22 protein-coding genes and 1 other annotated feature are annotated in these 22,529 nt (G+C 41.1%); of the genes, 1 reads left to right on the top strand and 21 read right to left on the bottom strand.

Going from position 1 to position 22,529, the window contains the following annotated elements:
• Positions 1-10: 10 nt before the first annotated feature.
• The 21 genes from ACVPPQ_RS00625 to ACVPPQ_RS00725 all read right to left on the bottom strand — a co-directional run bounded on the left by ACVPPQ_RS00625 (position 11) and on the right by ACVPPQ_RS00725 (position 22,021).
• Entirely contained in the window at positions 11-961 is a 951-nt protein-coding gene (locus ACVPPQ_RS00625; protein WP_463494999.1) for a C-terminal binding protein, read from the bottom strand.
• Positions 962-978: 17 nt separating this feature from the next.
• On the bottom strand, positions 979-1,743 hold the full coding sequence (locus ACVPPQ_RS00630) for an SDR family oxidoreductase (protein WP_463495001.1): 765 nt from the start codon (positions 1,741-1,743) through the stop codon (positions 979-981).
• Between the two features lie 20 nt (positions 1,744-1,763).
• Positions 1,764-3,011: an MFS transporter gene (locus ACVPPQ_RS00635; protein ID WP_463495003.1), complete on the bottom strand. Its 1,248-nt coding sequence runs from the start codon at positions 3,009-3,011 to the stop codon at positions 1,764-1,766.
• A gap of 639 nt (positions 3,012-3,650) precedes the next feature.
• On the bottom strand, positions 3,651-4,394 hold the full coding sequence (locus tag ACVPPQ_RS00640; protein ID WP_463495004.1) for a FadR/GntR family transcriptional regulator: 744 nt from the start codon (positions 4,392-4,394) through the stop codon (positions 3,651-3,653).
• A 231-nt stretch (positions 4,395-4,625) separates the two neighbouring features.
• Entirely contained in the window at positions 4,626-5,177 is a 552-nt protein-coding gene (locus tag ACVPPQ_RS00645; protein WP_463495006.1) for a TetR-like C-terminal domain-containing protein, read from the bottom strand.
• Between the two features lie 163 nt (positions 5,178-5,340).
• Positions 5,341-8,121, bottom strand: coding sequence for an isoleucine--tRNA ligase (gene ileS, locus ACVPPQ_RS00650; RefSeq protein WP_463495008.1), 2,781 nt, complete (start codon positions 8,119-8,121; stop codon positions 5,341-5,343).
• Positions 8,122-8,164: 43 nt separating this feature from the next.
• Positions 8,165-8,376 (bottom strand) — a binding site (T-box leader).
• Positions 8,354-9,127 (bottom strand): DivIVA domain-containing protein, encoded by a 774-nt coding sequence (locus ACVPPQ_RS00655; protein WP_463495010.1) that lies wholly within the window; start codon positions 9,125-9,127, stop codon positions 8,354-8,356. (Overlaps the previous feature by 23 nt.)
• A gap of 33 nt (positions 9,128-9,160) precedes the next feature.
• Positions 9,161-9,949, bottom strand: a complete 789-nt coding sequence (locus ACVPPQ_RS00660) for a YlmH family RNA-binding protein (protein WP_463495012.1) — start codon at positions 9,947-9,949, stop codon at positions 9,161-9,163.
• Positions 9,950-9,952: 3 nt separating this feature from the next.
• The gene (locus ACVPPQ_RS00665) at positions 9,953-10,225 is read right to left on the bottom strand and encodes a YggT family protein (RefSeq protein ID WP_463495014.1); all 273 of its coding nucleotides are present in this window, start codon (positions 10,223-10,225) and stop codon (positions 9,953-9,955) included.
• Between the two features lie 12 nt (positions 10,226-10,237).
• Positions 10,238-10,669 carry a cell division protein SepF gene (locus ACVPPQ_RS00670; protein ID WP_463495016.1) on the bottom strand — a complete coding sequence of 144 codons (432 nt, stop codon included), beginning with the start codon at positions 10,667-10,669 and terminating at the stop codon, positions 10,238-10,240.
• 25 nt (positions 10,670-10,694) lie between these two features.
• Entirely contained in the window at positions 10,695-11,927 is a 1,233-nt protein-coding gene (gene ftsZ / locus ACVPPQ_RS00675) for a cell division protein FtsZ (protein WP_463495018.1), read from the bottom strand.
• A gap of 27 nt (positions 11,928-11,954) precedes the next feature.
• The gene (gene ftsA / locus ACVPPQ_RS00680) at positions 11,955-13,265 is read right to left on the bottom strand and encodes a cell division protein FtsA (RefSeq protein ID WP_463495020.1); all 1,311 of its coding nucleotides are present in this window, start codon (positions 13,263-13,265) and stop codon (positions 11,955-11,957) included.
• A 129-nt stretch (positions 13,266-13,394) separates the two neighbouring features.
• Entirely contained in the window at positions 13,395-14,249 is an 855-nt protein-coding gene (locus ACVPPQ_RS00685; protein WP_463495022.1) for a cell division protein FtsQ/DivIB, read from the bottom strand.
• Positions 14,250-14,270: 21 nt separating this feature from the next.
• Positions 14,271-15,371 (bottom strand): undecaprenyldiphospho-muramoylpentapeptide beta-N-acetylglucosaminyltransferase, encoded by a 1,101-nt coding sequence (murG, locus tag ACVPPQ_RS00690; RefSeq protein WP_463495024.1) that lies wholly within the window; start codon positions 15,369-15,371, stop codon positions 14,271-14,273.
• Positions 15,372-15,386: 15 nt separating this feature from the next.
• A complete protein-coding gene (murD, locus tag ACVPPQ_RS00695; RefSeq protein ID WP_463495026.1) occupies positions 15,387-16,757 on the bottom strand; it encodes a UDP-N-acetylmuramoyl-L-alanine--D-glutamate ligase in 1,371 nt (456 codons plus the stop codon).
• A gap of 15 nt (positions 16,758-16,772) precedes the next feature.
• The gene (gene mraY, locus ACVPPQ_RS00700) at positions 16,773-17,735 is read right to left on the bottom strand and encodes a phospho-N-acetylmuramoyl-pentapeptide-transferase (RefSeq protein ID WP_463495028.1); all 963 of its coding nucleotides are present in this window, start codon (positions 17,733-17,735) and stop codon (positions 16,773-16,775) included.
• Between the two features lie 28 nt (positions 17,736-17,763).
• Positions 17,764-19,902, bottom strand: a complete 2,139-nt coding sequence (locus ACVPPQ_RS00705) for a penicillin-binding transpeptidase domain-containing protein (RefSeq protein WP_463495030.1) — start codon at positions 19,900-19,902, stop codon at positions 17,764-17,766.
• Positions 19,899-20,270 carry a cell division protein FtsL gene (gene ftsL / locus ACVPPQ_RS00710; protein WP_463495032.1) on the bottom strand — a complete coding sequence of 124 codons (372 nt, stop codon included), beginning with the start codon at positions 20,268-20,270 and terminating at the stop codon, positions 19,899-19,901. Before ftsL ends, ACVPPQ_RS00705 begins: the two co-directional genes overlap by 4 nt.
• 17 nt (positions 20,271-20,287) lie before the next feature.
• On the bottom strand, positions 20,288-21,247 hold the full coding sequence (gene rsmH / locus ACVPPQ_RS00715) for a 16S rRNA (cytosine(1402)-N(4))-methyltransferase RsmH (RefSeq protein ID WP_463495034.1): 960 nt from the start codon (positions 21,245-21,247) through the stop codon (positions 20,288-20,290).
• Positions 21,248-21,262: 15 nt separating this feature from the next.
• The gene (gene mraZ, locus ACVPPQ_RS00720; protein WP_025082534.1) at positions 21,263-21,694 is read right to left on the bottom strand and encodes a division/cell wall cluster transcriptional repressor MraZ; all 432 of its coding nucleotides are present in this window, start codon (positions 21,692-21,694) and stop codon (positions 21,263-21,265) included.
• 204 nt (positions 21,695-21,898) lie between these two features.
• A complete protein-coding gene (locus ACVPPQ_RS00725) occupies positions 21,899-22,021 on the bottom strand; it encodes a DUF4044 domain-containing protein (RefSeq protein WP_025082533.1) in 123 nt (40 codons plus the stop codon).
• Positions 22,022-22,145: 124 nt separating this feature from the next.
• Between ACVPPQ_RS00725 and ACVPPQ_RS00730 the strand changes: the two genes are divergently transcribed.
• Positions 22,146-22,490, top strand: a complete 345-nt coding sequence (locus ACVPPQ_RS00730; protein WP_463496311.1) for a DUF3397 family protein — start codon at positions 22,146-22,148, stop codon at positions 22,488-22,490.
• Positions 22,491-22,529 lie beyond the last annotated feature (39 nt).

Consider the following 22,529-nt stretch of genomic DNA (forward strand, 5'->3'; position numbering starts at 1 on the left):
AAGGACCTCCCTATTTTAAATGATTAACCGGGTAATGAACTGGTTCCCCTTTAGCAAATCGAACAGATTCTTCTGCAACTTTACGTTTCAATTCTGCAGCAGCTTCTTCTGAATACCAAGCCATGTGAGGGGTTACAATTAAGTTTTCATGTTTAAACAACGATGCATTAGGTTGCATCGGTTCAGTCGCCATACAGTCAAGCCCTGCGCCTGCGATTTCACCATCAGTCAAAGCTTGATCTAAATCGGCTTCATTGATAATCCCACCACGAGCAACGTTAATAATGACGGCTGTGTCTTTCATTGATTTGAAAGTTTCTGCGTTAAAGAGATTCTTATTCCCTTCTGCTGGAATATGGATTGAAATACCATCTGATTGTTTAACTAATTCTTCTAGACTCACTGATTTAATAAAGCTAGTTTCATCAGTCGCTTTAAAATAAGGATCGTAACCAATAACCTTAAACCCTAACGCATTTGCTTTAGTTGCAAAATTTCTACCAATCCGGCCTAACCCAATAACGCCAATTGTTTCTGACGAAAAACGGTGAATTGGAATTGCTTTAACATAATCCCACTTCGTATTCTTGGTGTAGGTGCTCATGCTACTAATCTTACGTTTAAGATCCAACAGTAACGCTAGTGCGTGATCAGCCACTTCATTCATCCCGTAATCTGGGACATTACCAACCTGAATATTTTTTTCAGTCGCTGCTTTAAGATCGATACTATCAACACCGACACCATACCGAACGATAAATTTTAATGTTGGAATTGCATCCATTACTTTTCGAGTAATTTGTGCATACTGTACGATAAAGACGTCGCCGTCACCACATTGTGCAATGACTTCATCTTCAGTTTTAGCGTTTGTTAAAGTCACATCCATCCCGGCTTTAGCAAAAACATTTTTTTCGATTTCAATACTATCATGATCACAATCTGTAATATAAATTTTCATGTCCATTCCTCCAAAAATTATTTAACTAAATAGCCACCGTCGACTGGAATAATTGCGCCATTAATATAATTAGATGCATCAGAAGCCAACCAGACAGCAGGTCCCTTCATATCATCTGGTGTGCCCCAAGCTGCCGCTGGAATCCGATTCGTAATTGCAGCATTACGTGGATTCTCAGGATCTAATAAAGCCGTATTCATAGTGGTTGCCATGTAGCCTGGTGCTAAAGCGTTAACGTTGATGCCTTTTTTGGCCCATTCATTACACAAAGCCTTGGTTAATTGCATGACACCGCCCTTAGATGCGGCATACGCTGGCACTGTATAACCACCAAAGAAAGATAGCATAGAGGCAATATTAATAATTTTCCCTTTGCTTTGTTGTTTGATGAACGTTTTTCCTGCTAATTGGCAAAGTGCCCAAACTGCACGTAAGTTGACATTAATAACAAAATCCCAGTCTTCCATTGGAAATTCTTCAGAGGCATGTCGACGTTGAACACCGGCACCATTGATTAGAATATCTAAATGGCCGCCCAATGCTGAAACCGCTTTATTAAAAGCCTCTTCTCGAACCTTATCATCACTTAAATCAGCGATAACGGCATAAGCCTTGTAACCTTTAGCCGTTAAATCCTTCGCTGTTTGTACAGCCTTAGGATTCACGTCAAGAATTGCAACTTCAGCGCCTGCTTCAAGCAATCCTTCTGCCATCCCAAAGCTTAACCCTTGTGCCGCACCTGTAACAATTGCTTTTTTACCAGTTAAATTATTTAAATTCATAACTAAATTCCTCCTATATATTAATTAGTTTGATGTGTTATTTTTGTTGCTTTGACACTCGTCTTACGTAAATACTTACTCAATAAAATTAAATCTAAAAATGCGATTGCCGATAAGAACATCATAATCACAAAAACTGGAACATACGAACCGACAGATTCATAAACTTTGCTTGAGCCCCAAGAGCCGATAAATACGGCGGGAATGCCATATGAATTAATAATCCCAAAATTCAATGCCATGTTTTTGAGTCCCCAGACCGTCTTCGTAAAATAAGTCATTATAATCAAAATTGAGCCAAAACTCATCCCACAGAGTAGACAGCCCAGTGATAACGCTGTCAAATTATCTGTAGTTTCTGCAATTAGTAGTAAGCCAATTGCAACAAAGAATAAACAGTTGGAAGCAATCATCGTTTTTTCACGGCCGATACGGCCAAGAATCCAGCCACCCAGTAATCTGCCACCACCATTACCAAGTGAAACCAATCCGACAATCACGGCTGCCAACGTGGCTGTTACATGATGTTGATCTGGCAAGCTTTTACCAATCCCAAGGATACCTTGTCCAACAATCCCAAGTAGAATCATCCATATATAAAACATATAGAATGTGGGATCACGAAACATATCATGTAAATCTTTATCTTCCACACTGCCACCATTACCATCGCCATTATCGCTCATATCTATGACGTGGTCTTCCGGTAGCGGATCACGTATCAATAGTGTTGATAGTATCACCAAAAGCCCGAAAATAATGCCAATCGCAACGAACACAACGCGCCACTGTACGACTGTGTATATCCGTGTGACGAGTGGCCCAAAAATAAATGCCCCCATTCCGTAACTCATTAGAAGCGTTCCTTGTGCTAATCCTATTTTATCTGGATACCAAGCGGTTAATGTGGGTAAAATGCCATTGTAGACAAAGCCGATCCCCATACTAGTAACAACCCCATATAAAATATAAATTAACATCAAATCATAAGGCTGATTTGCAAAAGCTGACCCGATGAACCCACCGGCAATCATAACTGCTCCAAATAAGAAAACCTGTTGTACTTTCATGTGTTTCAGCATTTGGCCAGCAATTATATTCCCAACAGTAAAGCTAATAATTGACAATACATAAATCATCGAGAGTTGCGATGGTGACCAAGAAAATGCTTTAGTTAGTGGTACCATCACAATGGTATACGCATAAATTAGTCCCAACGCGAGAAGTAACACACTAGCATCTAGCAGGATAAATTTCCTTTTTTTCATCGAGTTGTCCTCTTTTCAATTCAATAATCATTCCATATTTTTGTCGTTATGAATGTCATTCACCATCATAGCAAGCGCTTGCAAAAAAATCATGTTCAACAATTCATCTGACGTTTAAAGTGTATCACCATCGAATTAATTTGTAAACAAATTAATTAATAATAATATAAAAAATTTTAAATATCAGGTTATCAAAGCTTACATAGCTTTATTTTCATAATTTATAATCTAATTAATTATCAAACACAATGTTAAAAATCGCTAAAATCCCAATTAGTCATCAGATGTATTCTAAAATATTATTTAAAGGTTTTATCGTTGGATAAACTTCAACCAATTTTCTGAGCGGCCCAAAATAAATTTTATAGATGACGAATTTATAATCGAAATCCCAATAGACAAATAAAAAAGACTGATAGTCTAGGTCCTGTATAATGACGTCACCATAATGTCATCTACAAAAAGAACCCGACTAAGAGCCTATATAAATAGCTTACCTTAACAATTTATCCCAAATAAACCTCTCCAACCACACTTGATTCCTTCGCGTCTGTTAAGCGAGACTCCATCAGAACATTCAAAGTAAGCATTATTTTTTATACCCTTTTTATTGGCCAATTGACGGCAATTAGCCCAACTTTAGGGTTGTTTCAATTTATCATCGTTCTCTCTTTCAATCAAGTTTCTCAACGCCAGTCGATTATTAGCCATATGAATTAACATCGTATCGTACGCTTCTCGCTGATTTCGAGTCGCAATACTATGCACAATTTGTCTATGAATACTTTTAGTAAACAGCTTCGCCTCAAAATCATTATAAGCACTGTTAAAAAGGGCAATTGACTCATTAATAATCGGCAAAATATAGGAATACGCACTGTTACCACTAGCTTCACCAATTAACGAGTGAAACTGAATATCTAAGCCGACATGGTCCTTATTGCCTGATTCAAAAGAGTCTTCTATCTCACTGACGAGTTCTTCCAACCTATCTATTTGGACCGGTGTTGCATGCTCAGCTGCAAGCATTGCCACCTCGGGCTCCAAGATATACCGCATATCATAAAGATCAAAAATCATTTTTCTTTTGTCTTTAATCATAGCCATTCCAAACGGATCAGTCGATTGCCCACGTTTTGCACTAAGATAGGTTCCTGATCCCTGACGCACCTCTAAAATATTACGAGAAACTAGGATTCTAATTGCTTCTCGAAAGGTACTACGGCCAACATCCAGTAAATTAGAAAGCTCATACTCATTGGGTAATTTCTCGCCAGGTTGAATATTATGAGCTTTAATATAATCGATAATAGCTTCAGTAGTCTGAGTCACTAAAGTTTGAGACTTCACCATTTCATCTGCTCCTTTTCTTAAATAGATCATTATTAATCACTTTATTTTAATATACCACTAACTGCAATAAATCTAAAAATTAATTATCAATAAATCTACTTAAGCAATAACCATCACAAAAAAAGCCAGCGGCGTAAACCGCTGGCTTTTTTTGTGGTTGTTGCTAATTTTTGGTACACCCCTAGTATAGCTGACCTACCCATTTAAACCAGTGACAGATTCATCAATCTGTTTATATCCTGAACAGAATCGCCAAACTGTTCACTGATTAACGGCTAACAACTGCTGGAGGTGCACCAAATTAAACGTCACCCGTTCATTCAATTGTTCCTTCGGTAATTTCAAACCTGATTCAAACCAATGTTCTAACTGGCCAATCAGGGCGTCGCTATAGAAATCAATAAAACAGTCGCGTTCCATTTGGGTCAATTGTCCTCGGTGTTTCAACAGGAAGCTGTCCAAAATATCCATAGCAAATCGTTTAAAGAACCGCCGACGTTCCGTTTCGTCGGAGAACCGGTATAAATTTAAACAGACGGTTGCATTGCTTGCAATAAAATCAATAATCACCTGACAGCCGGCTTGCCACTGTCCCACTTCAAAAGTTTCGCGCGCCTCTTTTAAAATGCGATCCTCTAACAGCCACCGATATAATCCACATATCCCATCTGGAAAGTGATTATAAAATGTCGTTCGACAGATTTCAGCCTCTTTTAAAAATGCGGTTACCGTTAATTTTGATTTTCGTTGACGACTCAACGCGGTCATCAACGCCATCCCCATATAATATTTTGTCACCTGTGGTTGTACCATTTACCCACCCTTTCTTGCACTCATTCAAGCTTATCAAACTAGGCCAATCTTGAACATCAGTATGAGCAAATCCTAATTTAGCCATCATGTAATCGTTAGCTTTGCCTAATAAAAAAGTATGCCACTCTTCTCTAGAGTGAACATACTTTTTAAAATTATTTGCTTATTTTTCTAAACCTTCAGAGAGTGCTTCTGGATAGTTGGCTTCGACAATCGCAGCACAACGCGCGCACATCATTGGTAACTTCTCGTTTGAACCAACGTCAGTCTTAATCATCCGACAACGGTCACAAACGTCACCTTCTGCATGGGTAACAACGACTGCTAAACCATCAAATTGACTAGCGGTTTCAGGTGCCGTTTCTTCAGCAATCGTTAATTGTGACACAATCAATAATTGTTTGAGATCCGCATCTAAATTGGCTAACAATGCTTGATTAGCGGCATTGGGATACAACGTCACAGCGGCTTCCAATGATTTGCCAATCACTTTATCCGTCCGAGCCGTTTCAAGGGCTTTTAAGACGTCCGTTCTGATAGTCATAAAGCCTGCCCAAGTCTTCAATAAATCGTCTTCGCCAGCAAAATGTTCAACCGTTGGCATTTCAGCTAATTGAACATAGTCTTCAGCTTCACTCAAGTAGCTCCAGATTTCTTCAGCTGTATGTGGCAAGATTGGTGTCAATAACTTCGTTAAAGCGACCAAGACCGCATAGAAGACCGTTTGCATATTACGCCGTTTAGGATCATCTTCACCATCGATATAAACGACATCCTTGGCAAAGTCTAAATAGAACGCTGATAATTCGTTCGTTAAGAACATGTTAATCGTCTTATAAACCGTTGCAAAATCGTAAACGTCATAAGCGGCCTTACAATCAGCAATAATTTTGTTCAGACGCACTAATAGGTATTGATCAACTGAACCCAAGGCATCATAAGCCACTGTATTGGCTTCTGGATTGAAATCACTCGTGTTGGCAATCATGAAACGCATCGTATTACGAATCTTACGGTAAGCTTCACTGACTTGTTGGAAGTTTTCCATCGTGACCTTCACGTCGGAGCTAGCATCAACTGACGCGACCCAGAGGCGGACAATATCGGCGCCCATTTGTTTGATGATCTTCTCAGGTAAAATTGTATTGCCTAATGATTTACTCATCTTACGACCATTACCATCTAAAACAAAGCCTTGTGAAATGACTGCTTTATATGGTGCGTGACCGCTAAAGGCAACACTCGTGATTAAACTTGAGTTAAACCACCCACGATATTGATCAGAGCCTTCTAGGACCAGATCAGCTGGATAAGTTAACTCGTCACGAGCAGCTAATACAGCTTGATGTGATGAACCAGAATCGAACCAAACATCCATGATGTCTTTTTCTTTGGTAAATTCACCATTGGGACTACCTGGATGGGTAAAGCCAGCTGGTAATAGATCTTTAGCATCCCATTCAAACCAAACATTTGAACCGTGTTCAGCAAACAATTGTGCGACACGTTCATTGGTTTCAGGCGTGATAATCGCCGTCCCATCTTCAGCGTAGAAAATTGGTAATGGTACACCCCAAGCACGTTGACGAGAAATCACCCAATCGCCACGATCACGAATCATGTTATAAAGACGCGTCTTACCCCAGTCAGGCATAAAAGCGACTTTGTTGATTTCATTTAATAATTGATCACGGAAGGCATCAATCGATGCAAACCATTGCGCAGTTGCCCGGAAGATAACGGGCTTTTTAGTCCGCCAATCATGAGGGTAACTATGCGTAAAGAAGTCTAATTTCAATAATGAACCGTTCTTTTCAAGCGCTTCAGTCACCATTGGATTAGCTTTATCGTAATAAACACCTTCGAAACCAGGCGCATCTTCGGTCATAATCCCTTTGCTATCAACGACTGATAAAACGGGCAACTTGTATTTCATTCCGGCATTATAATCATCTTCACCGTGACCAGGTGCGGTATGCACTAAACCAGTCCCGGTTTCTAGCGTGACGTGGTTGCCTAGGATGACTAATGATTCACGATCATACAATGGATGGCGCGCCGTCATGCGTTCCATATCAGCCCCCTTGAAAGTCTTCAAGATTTCAACTGATTGCCAGTCTAATAATTCAGTCATTTGGTTCAAACGTTCAGCAGCAACGACGTATTTTTGACCGTCAGCTAGGACTTGAACATAATCAAAGGCTGGATTAACTGCAATCCCTAAGTTGGCTGGAATCGTCCATGGCGTGGTCGTCCAGATAATAAACTTCGTGTCAGTGTCTAATAAACCTTTACCGTCAACCACGTCAAAAGCGACGTACATCGATGGTGATTTGATATCCTTGTATTCAATTTCAGCTTCCGCCAAAGTTGATTCAGATGATGGTGACCAATAAACCGGTTTTTTACCTTTATAGATATACCCTTTTTTAGCCATTTCACCAAAGACACGGACTTCTTCAGCTTCAAAATCAGCCGTCAACGTGATGTATGGGTTGTCCCAATCAGCTGAAATCCCTAAACGTTTGAAATCAAGCCGTTGTTTGTTAACTTGTTCCATCGCGTAATCGTAACACAATTTACGATAGTCAACTAAGCTCATTTCCTTACGCTTGATACCCTTTTTAGCCAAAGCTTGTTCAATCGGTAAACCATGCGTATCCCAACCGGGCACAAATGGTGACCGGAAGCCGTTCATTGATTTATAGCGCACGATAATGTCTTTACTGGTTTTATTTAAAGCGTGACCCATATGGATATTGCCGTTTGCAAATGGGGGGCCATCATGCAAGACAAAGGTTGGTTTGCCTTCATTTAATTTTTGTCGTTGTTGGTATAGATTATTATCTGCCCAACCCTTTTGCCAATCGATTTCGCGGTTAGGTAAACCGGCACGCATTGGAAAAGCTGTTTTGCCTAGGTTTAATGTTTCTTTAATACGCATCAAATCACTCCTCTTATTTTTTGCCAAACAAAAAAGATTCCGTCTATAGGACGAAATCTTCGTGGTACCACCTAATTTTGAGCGTTAAAAACACTCCTCAAAAATGCTTTAACGGGCATCATTCGTTCTAGACTACTCATTTCATCTAAAAAACAACAAGGTGATCCATAATTAAATAGAGCATTACCAACCTTCCACCAGTCGTTGGCTCGCTATCATGATATTTAATCTGTTAGTTCTTGTTTTCGTCGGTATCAACTTGATCAGTTGATGATTCGATTGGGTCGTAAGCTTGATCAGTCGTTACTTCAGCATCTTCAGTTTCTTCTGAATCTGACATGACATCATCATCAGGGAAAACAATCGTTTGCGTCGTTTCAACTTGATCTTCAGCTATTTCGCCCCAAGGCTTAACTGCTTCTGTTGTAGAGTTTACTTGATTATCACCCTTGTTGTCAAGTTCAGTAATATCAATTTCTTCAGACAAAGTTTGATGATCAGCCAATTCGTCTTTCGCCAACAAATCAGTCCATTCAGGGCTCTTAACAACTTCCAATTGTGATTCAAGCATCACTTGTAATCTTTGTTTGAAGATCCGAGTTTGTTTCTTCAAATCATCGGTTTCAATGGCAATCTTCTTGGCACGTTCAGTCGCATCTTCAATGATGTGATTTGATTTTTCGGTCGCATCATCCAACATTGATTTAGCATTCTTTTCAGATTCAGTTTGGATAATTTCAGATTCACGTTTTGAGTTTTCTTTGACTTTATCCGCTGCTTCTTGCGCCACAATAATTGATTGGTTCAATGCATCTTTTAATTCGTTGAAATAAGTCACCTTTTCGTCACTTGATTTCAAATCAGCTTTTAAGGCATCGTTTTCTTTCAAAACTGTTTCATAGTCTTTAATCACTTGATCTAAAAAGTCATTGACTTGATCAGGATTATAACCACGCATTTTATTATTAAACTCTTTGTTATGAATATCTAAAGGTGTTAAAACCATTTTGAAATTCCTCCATCTTTCCAATAATTGCTACTATTTCCGTAAAATACCCAACGTCACTCGGTATTTTTCTTTACGCGTTTGTCCGTCAATCGATTTGAGTTGAATACGGCCAAAACCACGAACGGATACAATATCGAGCAGTGCTAAATCGAAATCTGGCTTATCAAATTCTTGCCAATTTAATTTAACTTTATGACCTTGAACCAGTTCTTTGGCGCGTTGTCGTGACAAATTATAAACCGACGCAATGATGGTATCTAATCTAAAAGAGCTAACCGTTGTTTGTTCAAATTGCCACGTATCCTTCGGTACAATCAGTTGCGTATAATTCAATTCTTCCAAACGAACCGTGACCCGGCCAATTTTCGTAATTTGACTATTAACGTAACTAGCCATCGACTGCGTAACAAAAAATTGCCAATGCACCTCATCCGTCATGATATCGCCGAAGACGTCGCGATCGATTCCCGCGTTCACCAAAGTCCCTAAGACTTTACCGTGTGACAGTTGGGCAAACTTAACGGGGTAGCGAATTTCAAATAATTGTAATTCAAAATCAGCCTCTTGCGGTTCAAAGTAAGTGGGTGCAATCAGTGCTCGTTGCCGTTCAGCATCGACGTAGCCCCCACTTAAATGAACGGCTAAGTCCCCATTTTCACCAGCCAAACTTTGTAAAATATACGCTTGCCGTGGATCCAGGAAGTCAGTCAAAATCGGTCGATACTCAGTCGCAGCTTGATTTAACCAGCTCAAAACTTGGGCAACAAACGGCGCTTCAGACTTTCTAAAATGTTGATAAAGATCTGTCTGATCAGCCATCGATTAAGCCCCCATTATGATTAAATTCATGATCGTGACCAAGCCACGTTCGACAAGGTATAGCACAAACCCCGCAACGATTGGTGAAAAACCGATCCCCGCGATTGATGGCAATACCCGATCAAAGATTCCTAGAAATGGTTCTGTCAGTCGCGCTAAAAAGCGACCTAGTCCAGATTGCATGCCACCTGGTAACCAAGTGAGTAAACAATAGACCGCAATCACACCTAAATAGATTTTAACAGCGTATAACAAAAGTGTTAAAACCAGAATCAAAAAGGATACCACTTAATTCACCTCAGTATCAAAATCGTTTTGGTCAACGATATCCGATAAATTTCCATCGATTTCAAAATTAGGCGGCGTACATAAGAAAATCTGTTCGCCAACCCGTTGAATTTCACCATTGACCGCAAAGACGGTCCCGGTTAGAAAATCAACAATCCGCGTTGCTTGTTCAGCGCTGATTCGCGTGAAGTTCACAATCACCGCTTTATTTTCGAGCAAGTTTTTACTCACTTTTTTAGCATCGGAATAAATCCGTGGTTCACATAAAACGATTTTGTTAAGTTTGGCTGAAGCCGCCCCTTGCATTGACACAATATTATTGGGCCGTGTAGCTGCTTGTTCTTCAACTGATTCATTGGCTTGATTTTCAGCTAAATAGTCGTCTTCATCATTCATTCCAAATAAATTACTAAAACTAAATTTACCAGCCATTAGTCAGGCCTCCTCATTGAATTAACTATTTGCGCCGACGTTTGAAAAAGGGTGGCACATCATCGTTACTTTGCGTATCCGGTTTTGTCTCAGAGCTGTCGCCATCAACTTGTTCCGTCCGTTTAAAGATATCGAATTCCTTTTTTTCAACGTCATCAAAATTTTCGGTTGTTTGGGCTTGTTCACGCGCACTTGGTTCGCGACGAACATCCCAATTACCAAAAGGATCGTCATTATTTTCAACTTTTTTAGTGGGTGCTGAAGTTGTGTTGGTTGTTGTCCGCCGTGCATGACTAGGGCCATCATTAATCCCCGTTGCGATTACGGTCACGACGACTTCATCGCCTAAATCTTCATTAATGGATGTCCCGAAGATTAAGTTAACTTCGCTTGTGGCCGCAGATTGGACAATCTCAGCCGCTTCTTGTGCTTCGTAAAGTGATAAATCAAGCCCACCGGTGATGTTCAAGAGCACTTGTTCCGCACCATCGATTGAAATTTCTAACAAGGGTGATGAGATAGCTTTCTTAGTCGCTTCAGTTGTCCGGTTTTCACCAGTTGCTGAACCAATCCCCATCAAAGCAGAACCCTGGTTGGCCATCACGGTTTTAACATCCGCAAAATCCAAATTGACAAAGCCAGGTGATGTGATTAAATCAGAAATCCCTTGGACCCCTTGACGTAACACATTATCAGCTTCCTTGAAGGCTTCCATCATTGGTGTCTTCTTGTCAACAATTTCCAATAAACGGTTGTTGGCGATGATCACCATTGTATCAACGTGTTGTTTTAATTCGGCAATCCCTGAAGCCGCGTTCTTGCCTCGTTTAGGGCCTTCAAAGGTAAATGGTCGTGTGACAACCCCAACCGTTAAAGCACCCATGTCTTTAGCGACTTTAGCCACTACTGGCGCAGCACCAGTCCCGGTACCACCGCCCATGCCGGCTGTCACGAAAATCATGTCAGCGCCTTTAAGGGCTTCAGCAATCACTTCTTCACTTTCTTCAGCTGCTTTTTGGCCGATATCAGCAGTTGCACCAGCACCTAAGCCACGAGTCAATTTAGGGCCTAATTGAATCTTAGTAGAAGCTTGTGAATCTGCCAAGGCTTGCACATCCGTGTTGGCCGCAATAAATTCGACACCTTTAACGCCTTCGTTAATCATCCGGTTAACCGCGTTACCACCGGCACCACCGACACCAATCACTTTAATGACTGCACCGTTATTTGCTTGTGATTCGTCTAATGAATTTTCCATGTGCTGTTTCCTCCTATTACGACTCGCCTATTCAAAAAAGTTACTAAAGAAATTTTTGAGGCCTTCGAATCCATTTTTTGATTGTTTTTTTGTTTTTTTAACAGGTACTTCTTCAACTGTATTTTGGGTCTTCCCCATTTGAGTTGAATGTTGTGTTTCAGTCGTTGGTTGTTCTACATTACCCAGCGCACTTTGAACCAACCAATCAACTTCTGATAAGTTAGCTATGTAGTTAATCAAACCTAATCCCTGTGCGAATGAAGGATGTCTTAACCCCATTTGATCTGGAATGTATAATTTAACCGGACAATCGAAGATTTCTTTGGCGAGATCGACAATCCCAGGTAGCGCAGTGACGCCGCCGGTCATAATGACCCCACCTGGTAAGTCGAACGCGTCAACTTTATCTAGACTTGTCTTTAAACGATCAAAGACTTGCATCAAACGGGCTTCGATAATCTCAGCCAGTTTCTTTTCAGTGACTTGCACTGGTACCGATTGACCAACGACTTCGATTGGAATTTCTTCTTCTTCAGAAGCCGCCAATGAATCGGCGTTACCATAATCACGTTTGGCTTTTTCAGCATTTTCAATCGAGGTATTTAAAACGACCGAAATATCTTTGGTAATGTGGTCACCACCTTCTTGATCAATCACTGAAAATTTCAATTGATGATCATGAATGACTGCAGCGGTACTTTGACCACCACCCAAATCAATAATGATTGAACCAAAGTCTTGTTCACCATCTGATAAGGCTAGCTTGCCAAGCGCAAGGGGATTAACCACTAGCTGTGACAATTCTAAGCCCGCTTTTTCAATACACTTCTTGAGATTGTGAATCATCGTCTTAGGGGCGGTGAATAAAACACCGGACATTTCGAGACGGACGCCCATCATCCCGCGTGGATCCTTAATTTCATCAAAACCATCAACCGTAAATTCGGTTGGTAGCACCGTTAAAATTTCGCGTTCTGGTGGTAGGTTACGGACTAAAGCGGCACTCGCCACATTTTGAACATCTTGGCTCGTGATTTCTTTAGACTGATCCGCAACAGCAATCATGCCTTGGCATTCTTCAATTTGTAATAGGTTGGCTGGAATCCCGGCAACAACTCGTTTAATTTCAATATTTGCTTTTTGCTCTGCTTGTTGAACGGCTTGTTGGATTGCGTTAACCGCCTGATCAATATCAACAATTGTGCCTCGGCTTAAGCCGTTAGATCGAGCTGATCCAACGCCAATGACGTTTAACTGCTTATTCATTGACTCAGCAACAATTACTTTAATTGAAGTCGTTCCAACATCAAGACCGACATAAATTTTTGAATTCTCCATTAAATATGTGGAACCTCCTGACATTCAATTAGAATAAAATGACTCCTATGATAAATAGTACCACATATCCACTCTATTTAGAAAGTGAATACCGTTATTTTAATACTATTAACTACTATTTAAATTAACCTATTTTGAAGTTTTAAATAATTTAGAGTAAGCGCCTACTTCTAGATCAAATTGACCCTTGCCCTTCATCTGCTTCACAAGAACTGGATAGTACTTTATTTTGGTCGCTAACGTCCGTAAATCACCAATCACTTCATTGCCATCATTCATGTAAAGGTGGATTTGATAGGGATTATTATTACCAGCCGTCAACCGAATTTCAGAAACAGCACTTTGAATACTCTTCGGAAATTCACGATAGAGTTTTAACCCCTGTTTAAGATACTTATCATTCTTAAAGCCACTATAAACCGGACTACTTCCTAAGGATTGTGTCATCTTCGTTTTTAAGATTTGACCATTCTCCAAAATTGGATAGTATTGTTTTTCACGAACTAGATAACCAACCGTTTGATATTCAGAAACCGATAAATTGATTTGATTATATTGGACCACTTGAATATTAACCCGTTTAATCTTAGGTAGTTTAGTTTGAATCCGCTGTTTGGTCTCTTTTTGGTGCATCACCTGCCAAACCACATTATCCCCTAAGCTAATTTGACTCGCATTAATCACTTGCTGATCTGGTACCGACTTCGTCCCACTGACGGCCAACTGTTGAATATCGCTGATTGGCGCAATAAAGTAAAGCGAGACGACCGTCCCCACCGTGAACAATCCCAATAAAACGACTAAGCGCCATTTGGTCTTAGCTGAGCGTTGTTCCTTGAACTGTGGTAATTGATTACTAATCGTTGGTCGTCCCGGTTTCAACCGTTGACGACGTTCTTTTTTCCAACGTTTTAGTTGATAGGAACGCCAAATATTTAATAATTGTAACGGGTCATGTGCCCCGGGTTTTTGTTCTTTTTTCAAGTCACACGCTCCTTACTTTCATTAAATGATGGTTTCAATCACTTCGATAATTCGATCAGCGGCGTCCGGAATCCCGATTTTCTTAGCCGCTTGGGCCATTGCATGTTGGTCTTCTGGATTTTCTAACATTTGATCGAGTGCAACGACTAAGCGGTCCCCCGTTAATTGAGCTTCTGGAATCATAATCGCCGCGTCTTGTTCGACTAAACTTTGCGCATTCTTAGTTTGATGATCATTCGTCACGTACGGGCTTGGAATCAAGATTGAGGGAATCCCTAAAGCCGTAATTTCAGCTAAACTAGTTGCGCCAGCACGGCCGACAATCGCCTTTAAATCAGGTAGAATCTCAGGCATATTACTGATATAAGGCACGATTGCTAGGTTTGGATTAACTTGTTTACCGGCTAGTTCAGCTTGAACGTGTTCGTAGTGCACTTGACCTGAAACAAATAAGACCTGATAGGGCCGTTGATTCAATTGACCAACAGCATCAATAAAGGCTTGGTTAATGCTGGGTGCCCCACGACTACCACCGAATATTAAGACTGTTGGGCTATCTGTTTTTAAACCAAATTCGCTCAACCGTTGATTAGGCACCATCCCAGCCACTTGTTGTGCCCGCGGATTACCCGTTAGAACCACTTTGTGCATGGGAAATTGATCACTGACGGATTCAAATGAAATCGCCACTTTATCAACAAACCGGGCTAAAAATTTATTGGTAACACCGGCCGCTGAATTTTGTTCATGCACGAGCGTTGGGACTTTTAAGCGACTAGCAGCGTATAGCAATGACCCCGATACATAGCCACCCGTGCCAATCACGATATCTGGTTTGAATTCGCGAATCATTTGTTTCGCTTCTTTAATACTATTGATAAATAATTGAATTGTTTTAAAATTCGTTTTAAACCCATCAACATTCATCGATCGTTTAAACCCTTGAATCTCCAACGTTTTGAACGCGATTCCCTGTTCAGGGACGATGCGACTTTCAAGACCACGTTGGGTCCCAACGTATAACACGTCGTCTAATAAGCCACGTTCCTTCAGTCGTTGGATTAACGCTAATGCTGGGTAAATGTGGCCACCCGTGCCACCACCAGATATCATTACTCTCATTATAAAATCTCCAATTTACTCTGCTATGATTTTGTCGACGGCGTCTAAATAGACATCACCGCGTTCTTCAAATGTTTTAAATTGATCCCAACTAGCACAGGCCGGCGATAATAAAACAATATCACCAGCAGCACTAGCGGCGTACGCTGCAGGAACGGCTTCCGTTAAATAATCGACAATTTCGATGTCTTGAATACCCGCTTCTTTCGCAGTTTGCGCTAATAATTGCTTAGTTTCGCCATATAAAATAACGGCCTTAACGTGGGCTTTCAGTAATGGTAATAACGGTTCAAACGTAAAGCCGCGATCTAGTCCACCGGCAATTAAGACAATCGGTTGTTGGAAGCTCTTCAAAGCGACTTCGGTAGCTTCCATGTTAGTGGCTTTCGAATCGTTATAGAAACGCCGTTGTTGGTATTCCGTCACAAATTGCATCCGGTGTTTAACGCCGGTGAAAGTCGTTAGGACTTCGATAATCGCTTCATTCGATTGACCCATTAATTTAGCCACCGCCAAAGCGGCCAAGGCGTTTTCAACATTGTGAGCGCCGGGGATATTAATCGCTTCGACCGGCATAATCGTTTCGCCTTTAAAGCACAATTGACCGGCTTCGACATAAGCGCCAGCTTGACTAGCCCCTAAACGTGAAAAAGGCACCACTTGAGCTTTCGTTTGTTGACTTAATTCGCGTAGTTCTGGTAGGTCCCAATTGACAACGAAATAATCATCAGCCGTTTGATTTTGAACAATCCGCATCTTCGCTTGCACGTAATTTGCTCGAGAACCATGAAAATCCAAATGAGCTTCATAAATATTAGTCAAAACAGCAATTTTAGGTTTAACCGTGGTCGTTCCCATTAATTGGAAACTCGATAATTCCGTGACCATGACGTCTTGACCAGTCACTTTTTGTGCGACTTGACTCAATGGAATCCCGATATTACCGGCAGCATAGGCGTGACCTTGCGCACGCTTATAATCGAGCATCAATTGAATCAGCGTGGTGGTCGTCGTCTTACCGTTTGACCCCGTGACACTGACCCACTGCGCTTCTGACACTTCATAAGCCAATTCAGGTTCCGTTAAAACCGGAATCTGGCGGTTAATCGCTGCTTCGACCATCGGATTATCATAACGAATCCCCGGATTTTTGAAGAGGTAGCTAAAAGCGTGTTCGTCAAACAGACTAACTGGATGACTCCCCGTAATAACGGTCGCTCCTAAAGTCCGCAGTTTGGCAACGGCCTCTGACGCTTCTTGATCTTTTCCGTCATTGACGACGACCGTTGCCCCTAATTTTAACAATAGTTGCGCGGCGTTAATCCCACTTTTACCTAACCCTAACACTAATACTGCTTGATTTTGATACGTTGCGACTGTTCTCATCAATTACGCCCTCTTCTAGAAAATTAACAAATAAATAGCTGAACAAATAATACTGAAAAGCCAGAAACTGATATCGATCCGCCATTCACTCCACCCTGACATTTCGAAATGGTGATGAATCGGACTCATCTTAAAGATTCGTTTATGGAATAACTTGAATGACGCGACCTGCAACATGACGCTGGCCGTTTCAATCACGTAGACTAACCCAATTAATAGCAATGAGAATTCACGATGCAATAGAATCGACATCGCGGCTAGTGCACCACCGAGTGCTAATGACCCGACATCACCCATGAAAATTTGCGCTGGTTTGCGGTTAAAGAGTAAAAACCCAACTAGCCCACCAACCATGCTGAGGCCAAAAATCGCCACATCGATTTGATTTTGTTGGAACGCAATCCACGTATAAGTGGCAAATGAAACCGTTGCTAAACCGGCCACTAACCCGTCAATCCCATCGGTTAAGTTAACCGCGTTTGAAAAGCCGACTAACCAGAATAAAACAAAGGGCACAAATAACCAAAGACTCGAAATCGAACCAATCAATGGTATTTGTAGTGCATGACTAAAACCTTCATGTTGATAAACCCAAACAAAAACCACTCCACCCAATATTTGACCGGCTAGTTTTTGCCAAGCTTTCAACCCCATATTTTGCTTTTTAAAGACTTTAATGAAATCATCTGCAAAACCGAGTAACCCATATAGCACTAGGATAAATAACACGATCCATAGACTATTCGTTAGTTGATCTAAATAAAGGCCAACCCAGAGGCTCGAAATAACGGCGGCGATAATAAATAATAAACCACCCATCGTTGGTGTACCGTTTTTCTTAGCGTGCCACTTAGGGCCTTCTTCGCGAATCGTTTGGCCCTCTTTTTTCATCCGTAAATAACCAATGAATAGCGGCATAAAAATCACCGTAATCACGAAACTACTCATCAAGGGTACTAAAAATTGTCCTGTTGCCATTTGATAAACTCCTTTAATCGACACTCACTTATTTTAATTGTACTTTAACTTTTTTAACACCATCTAGCAACCCGTTAGTTGCTAAACTTTGCTGATAAGCATAACCACTGCCCTTAATTTCAACTTGAATTCCCGTTAATTGAGATAACTTCAATAAATCATTTTTGGACCAGCCCGTGACATCCGGCATCGTCATCGCCCCATTAGTCATCAACAAAACTCGTTGATTCGGCAAAATAATACTGCCGGCACTCGGCACTTGTTGGACGACTAAATTACCACTACCGACCAGCGCCGTTTTTAGACCAGCCTCGGTCAACTCACTTTGCGCCGTCTTAGTCGCTTTGGTTAAAACGGAAGGCAATTTAACTTGTTGCTGTTTATCTTTCTCGGCTTTTTTAGTGTATTCCAATGCCCGTTGCATCATCGGATTAAAAATTTGTGACAGAATCTTTTCAGCACTATCCGTCATCTGTTGCGGTTGTTTCATCGTGATATATAAAATATATTTTGGATCATCAGCTGGTGCAATGCCCCCCACTGAGAAAATATAATTATTCGCACCGGTTAAATAACCACCGGTTGGCGCAGTAATTTGGGCTGTCCCGGTTTTAACCGCAACCTTATAGTTCGGAATCTGATAAACCTGGCCCGTCCCATAATCCTGATAAACAACATCTTCCATATTCTGAAGAACTTCTTTAGCCGTGCTAGCCTTAATCGGTTGACCGACTTTAATCGGTTCAATCGTTTTACGTTTACCAACGCCCGCTAAAATTTGTGGTTGAATCATCGTGCCATTATTGGCAATCGCACTCGTCATTTGTAACATTTGCATCACATTGACGTTAATCCCTTGACCAAATGAAGTCGTTGCTTGATCCAACGGCCGCGTATATTGAAGTGATCCTGCCACTTCACCAGGTAACTCAATACCGGTTTTCTTCATGAAGCCAAACTTGGTCAGGTATGACTTCCAAACATCGGAGCCCATTTCCTGTTCTAACTTAACCATCCCAACATTACTGGAACGGGCGAAGGCCTGGCTGAGCGGAATCGTGCCCCAACCACTCGTTTGCCAATCGCTAATTTTTTTATCACCGACTTGAACCGAACCGGATTTATAATATTCATTGGGATTATAATGGCCAGAATCGATGGCCGCTGAGAGGGTCGCAATCTTTAGGACCGACCCTGGTTCATAACCATCTTCGACCAATGTATCGCGCCAGATGTCGCCAATGCCCTTTTTGGTGCTGGCATTAAACGTTGGTCGTTGAGAGGCTGCTAGAATTTCACCCGTCTTAGCATTCATCAAAACAGCGTTCATGCTAACCGGTTTATATTTCTTATTGACCGTCGTTAATAGACTTTCGAGATAAGATTGCAGCCGTGAATCTAAGGTCAAATAAACATCTTGACCGTTTTTAGCGGCTTTCACCTTGTTTTGTTTTTGACTTAACGCATAGCCGTAAGAATCTTGCATTAAATTCTTATAACCATCTTCACCGGTTAACTGTTGATTGAAATATTTTTCAATTCCCATCACCCCGACTAAATCTTGACTGCCATCAGCCGTGGCACTTTTTGACGTTTGGGCTAAACCGATAACGTGTGAGGCAAAAGTCCCGTTTGGATACAACCGCGTGGGTGATTCTTTAAAATAAATCCCAGTTAACTTTTGGGCTTCAATCTTGCGTTTGATGCTCAACGATAAGTTCTGACCCGCGCTCCCAAATTCAACTTGATAGACCGCCTGATTGGTTGGCGTTAACTGTTTATAAATTTTAGCTTCACTTAATGGTAAATACTGACTTAATATTTTGGCCACTTTTTTCTTATTTGTGACATAAAGTGGTTTTTTATTGGTCCCGACATAATCGTGACTCAAGACGGCATACACTGAATAGGCGTTCGTATCTTGTGCTAAGACATTACCCAATGAATCATAGATTGTCCCGCGCTGCGCCCGCACGACCGTGTCTTCTTCATATTTTTTGTGAGAACGCTTGGTCAAATCAACCCCTGCAATCTGCCCGGTTGCAGCGATATAGATGAAGCGTCCGGCAAAAACCACAAAAATCGCCGCAATAATTAGCACTAAAAGCCTGCCAAATACGCGTCGATTCCATTGTGGACTCTTACGTGTCTTTTTAACTAACTTCATTTAGACACATTCCGAATATTATTTTCATTTAACGTCAGACCATTTTTTTGGGCAAAGGCATCTAAGCGATCTGAACTCGTCAATTCACCAATCTCCTGTTTTAAATCACTATTTCTAGCGTGCACTTGAGTCATTGACCGCGATGTGGTTTGTAAGTCGCGTTGCGCATTAACCACCGCAATTTTAGTCGTCAATAAGCCCACCAACATTCCAAAAAAAGCGATACCGATAATGGCTAACGTCATCTTCTCCATCGCCGATAAAGCGACTTTCCGATTAGGCTGTTCATTAGGGGCTGTATGTATTGTTGGTTGTTGGTTTGGTATTAATTCAGGAGCTACAAGTTGTCTCGCCGTATTAGATGCCATTTTCATCAGTCCTTTTTTTAGTCGTCAAATTCTTTTTGTTTTTCTGCAACCCGCAATTTAGCACTGTGCGAGCGGTGATTATCTTCTAGTTCTTCATCCGTTGGTAAAATCGGTTTACGATTCACTAGCTTCAAAACCGTCACTTGCGTCTCCGGTAAAACCGGTAAACCACGCGGAATTTCTTTCGGAGTGGCCTGTTCTTTAAACATGGTCTTCACTAACCGATCTTCTAACGATTGGAACGTAATAACGCTGATGCGGCCACCGATGTTTACAAGCGGAATCGCTTGTTCGATTGAGTCTTCAATCGCACCTAATTCATCATTGACTGCAATTCGAATCGCTTGGAAAATCCGTTTAGCCGGATGACCACCCGTTCGGCGTGCTGGTGCGGGAATCGCATCCTTAATTAAGTCCGCTAATTCAATCGTTGTTTCAATCGGTGCAATTTCACGTTGCTGTTCGATTTTACGCGCCACTTGTTTGGAAAATTTTTCTTCACCATACCGGAAGAAAATTTTAATCAGTTGTTGATAGGTCCATTCATTGACGATCGTATAGGCTGTCAATTCGGCACCTTGGTCCATTCGCATATCAAGTGGGGCTTCTTTTTTATAACTGAACCCCCGTTGTGCGTCGTCAAATTGTGGTGATGAGACGCCTAAATCGTATAAAATACCATCAATCTTAGTTACGCCATGCTCTGCAAGTGCTTGTTTTAAATAACGGAAATTACGCTTCACAAAAGTGATTTGACCGGCTTCAGCATACTTAGCAAGGCGTTCCTTGCTACTTGCCAAAGCGTGATCGTCTTGATCGAACGAATAAAGATGACCCGTCGTTAATTGTGACAATAAATATTCACTATGACCGCCACCACCCAGTGTGGCGTCCACGTAAATCCCATCAGGTTGAACATTTAAGGCATCAACCGTTTCTTTTAATAAAACACTTTGATGTTTAAATGTTTCTGACATCTGATTACCATCCTTTTAAAAGTCGAAATCCAACATATTTTCTGCAATTTCGTCAAAGTTTTCTTCTGCTTCTTCACTAAAGCTGTCCCATTTTGCTTGGCTCCAAATTTCAATCCGGTTAGAAACACCGATTAGGACACAATCTTTCTCTAAACCGGCATGGGTTACCAATGTTTGCGGAATATTAATCCGGCCTTGTTTATCAGGAACACATTCCACGGCTGCTGAATAAAAGAAACGGACAAAGGCCCGCGCATCTTTTTTAGCAAGTGGTAATTTTTTTAATTTTTCTTCTAATTGTTGCCATTCATCGAGTGGGTAGCCAAAGATGCAGTTATCCATGCCGCGGGTTAATACAAATTCTGTGCCTAAATCCTCACGAAACTTGGCCGGCATAATTAGCCGTCCCTTCGCATCGATTGTATGCCGAAATTCGCCCATGAACATATACTTCACCCCTTTGCCCACCTCAACTGATTTTAGTCTACCACAATCCCCCACTTTCTACCACATTTTGCCTAAAAAAAGCTGTTCGCGGTTTTTAACATTTTTTTGATTTTAATGAACAAGTCCAAAAAGCCAAATAAAAAAGGCCATCTCCGCAGAGATCACCTTTCTTTGACCATTATTGGTCGTTATCATTATCATTTTTTAAAAGTTTAAAATGCCAGTACCTGCTAATGCCCCAAAAACGACTGAACCGACCGTGGCAATTAACATAACCCAAACAAACACTTTGGTAACCCGACTAAACGTACTCGTCTTTTTCTTCAACTATTCCACCACCTAGTCATTTCTTAACAGCAGTTTACACCGAATAGCCTAAAAGTGCAACTCAGACTTTTTATCTCATAAAAAAGACGTTACAATAGAACTATTAACTTTTGAGGTGACTATCATGATGCAACTCTTCTGGATTCTTTTACCACTACTGTGTGGCGGCATAGCCTACATAAGCCAGCGTTTGATTCAACACTACTTTCACCGCAAACGCGCGCTAGTCAGCCGAATTTTACCCATTCCCCTAATTCTAAGTACCATTATGCTCAGCTATCCCTATTTCAATAAGGCCGGTTGGTTCATCCTACTAGCGCTATGTCTCTGGGGTATCATTTGGGTGCTAACTCGTTTTTATTACGATCACGAATTATTTCTTAAGAAATTTTTACAGAGTTGGTGGCGTTTCGTCTTAATCATGTCGGCTGCTTGGTATTTAACGTTCTTGATTATTACATTAATCTAAAAAAGCGTCATCGGCCTGGTTTCAGACCGATGATGCTTT

It is taken from the genome of Latilactobacillus parafuchuensis, assembly GCF_055271665.1.

Coding starts and splice junctions, on each gene's coding strand:
- ACVPPQ_RS00655 (WP_463495010.1), bottom strand. CDS start 9,127: ATGGTTTTAACACCTTTAGATATTCATAACAAAGAGTTTAATAATAAA.
- ACVPPQ_RS00660 (WP_463495012.1), bottom strand. CDS start 9,949: ATGGCTGATCAGACAGATCTTTATCAACATTTTAGAAAGTCTGAAGCG.
- ACVPPQ_RS00640 (WP_463495004.1), bottom strand. CDS start 4,394: ATGATCTATTTAAGAAAAGGAGCAGATGAAATGGTGAAGTCTCAAACT.
- murD (WP_463495026.1), bottom strand. CDS start 16,757: ATGAGAACAGTCGCAACGTATCAAAATCAAGCAGTATTAGTGTTAGGG.
- ACVPPQ_RS00630 (WP_463495001.1), bottom strand. CDS start 1,743: ATGAATTTAAATAATTTAACTGGTAAAAAAGCAATTGTTACAGGTGCG.
- ACVPPQ_RS00625 (WP_463494999.1), bottom strand. CDS start 961: ATGAAAATTTATATTACAGATTGTGATCATGATAGTATTGAAATCGAA.
- mraZ (WP_025082534.1), bottom strand. CDS start 21,694: ATGTTCATGGGCGAATTTCGGCATACAATCGATGCGAAGGGACGGCTA.
- ileS (WP_463495008.1), bottom strand. CDS start 8,121: ATGCGTATTAAAGAAACATTAAACCTAGGCAAAACAGCTTTTCCAATG.
- ACVPPQ_RS00635 (WP_463495003.1), bottom strand. CDS start 3,011: ATGAAAAAAAGGAAATTTATCCTGCTAGATGCTAGTGTGTTACTTCTC.
- ACVPPQ_RS00730 (WP_463496311.1), top strand. CDS start 22,146: ATGATGCAACTCTTCTGGATTCTTTTACCACTACTGTGTGGCGGCATA.
- ACVPPQ_RS00670 (WP_463495016.1), bottom strand. CDS start 10,669: ATGGCTGGTAAATTTAGTTTTAGTAATTTATTTGGAATGAATGATGAA.
- ACVPPQ_RS00645 (WP_463495006.1), bottom strand. CDS start 5,177: ATGGTACAACCACAGGTGACAAAATATTATATGGGGATGGCGTTGATG.
- mraY (WP_463495028.1), bottom strand. CDS start 17,735: ATGGCAACAGGACAATTTTTAGTACCCTTGATGAGTAGTTTCGTGATT.
- murG (WP_463495024.1), bottom strand. CDS start 15,371: ATGAGAGTAATGATATCTGGTGGTGGCACGGGTGGCCACATTTACCCA.
- ACVPPQ_RS00705 (WP_463495030.1), bottom strand. CDS start 19,902: ATGAAGTTAGTTAAAAAGACACGTAAGAGTCCACAATGGAATCGACGC.
- ftsA (WP_463495020.1), bottom strand. CDS start 13,265: ATGGAGAATTCAAAAATTTATGTCGGTCTTGATGTTGGAACGACTTCA.
- rsmH (WP_463495034.1), bottom strand. CDS start 21,247: ATGTCAGAAACATTTAAACATCAAAGTGTTTTATTAAAAGAAACGGTT.
- ftsZ (WP_463495018.1), bottom strand. CDS start 11,927: ATGGAAAATTCATTAGACGAATCACAAGCAAATAACGGTGCAGTCATT.
- ftsL (WP_463495032.1), bottom strand. CDS start 20,270: ATGGCATCTAATACGGCGAGACAACTTGTAGCTCCTGAATTAATACCA.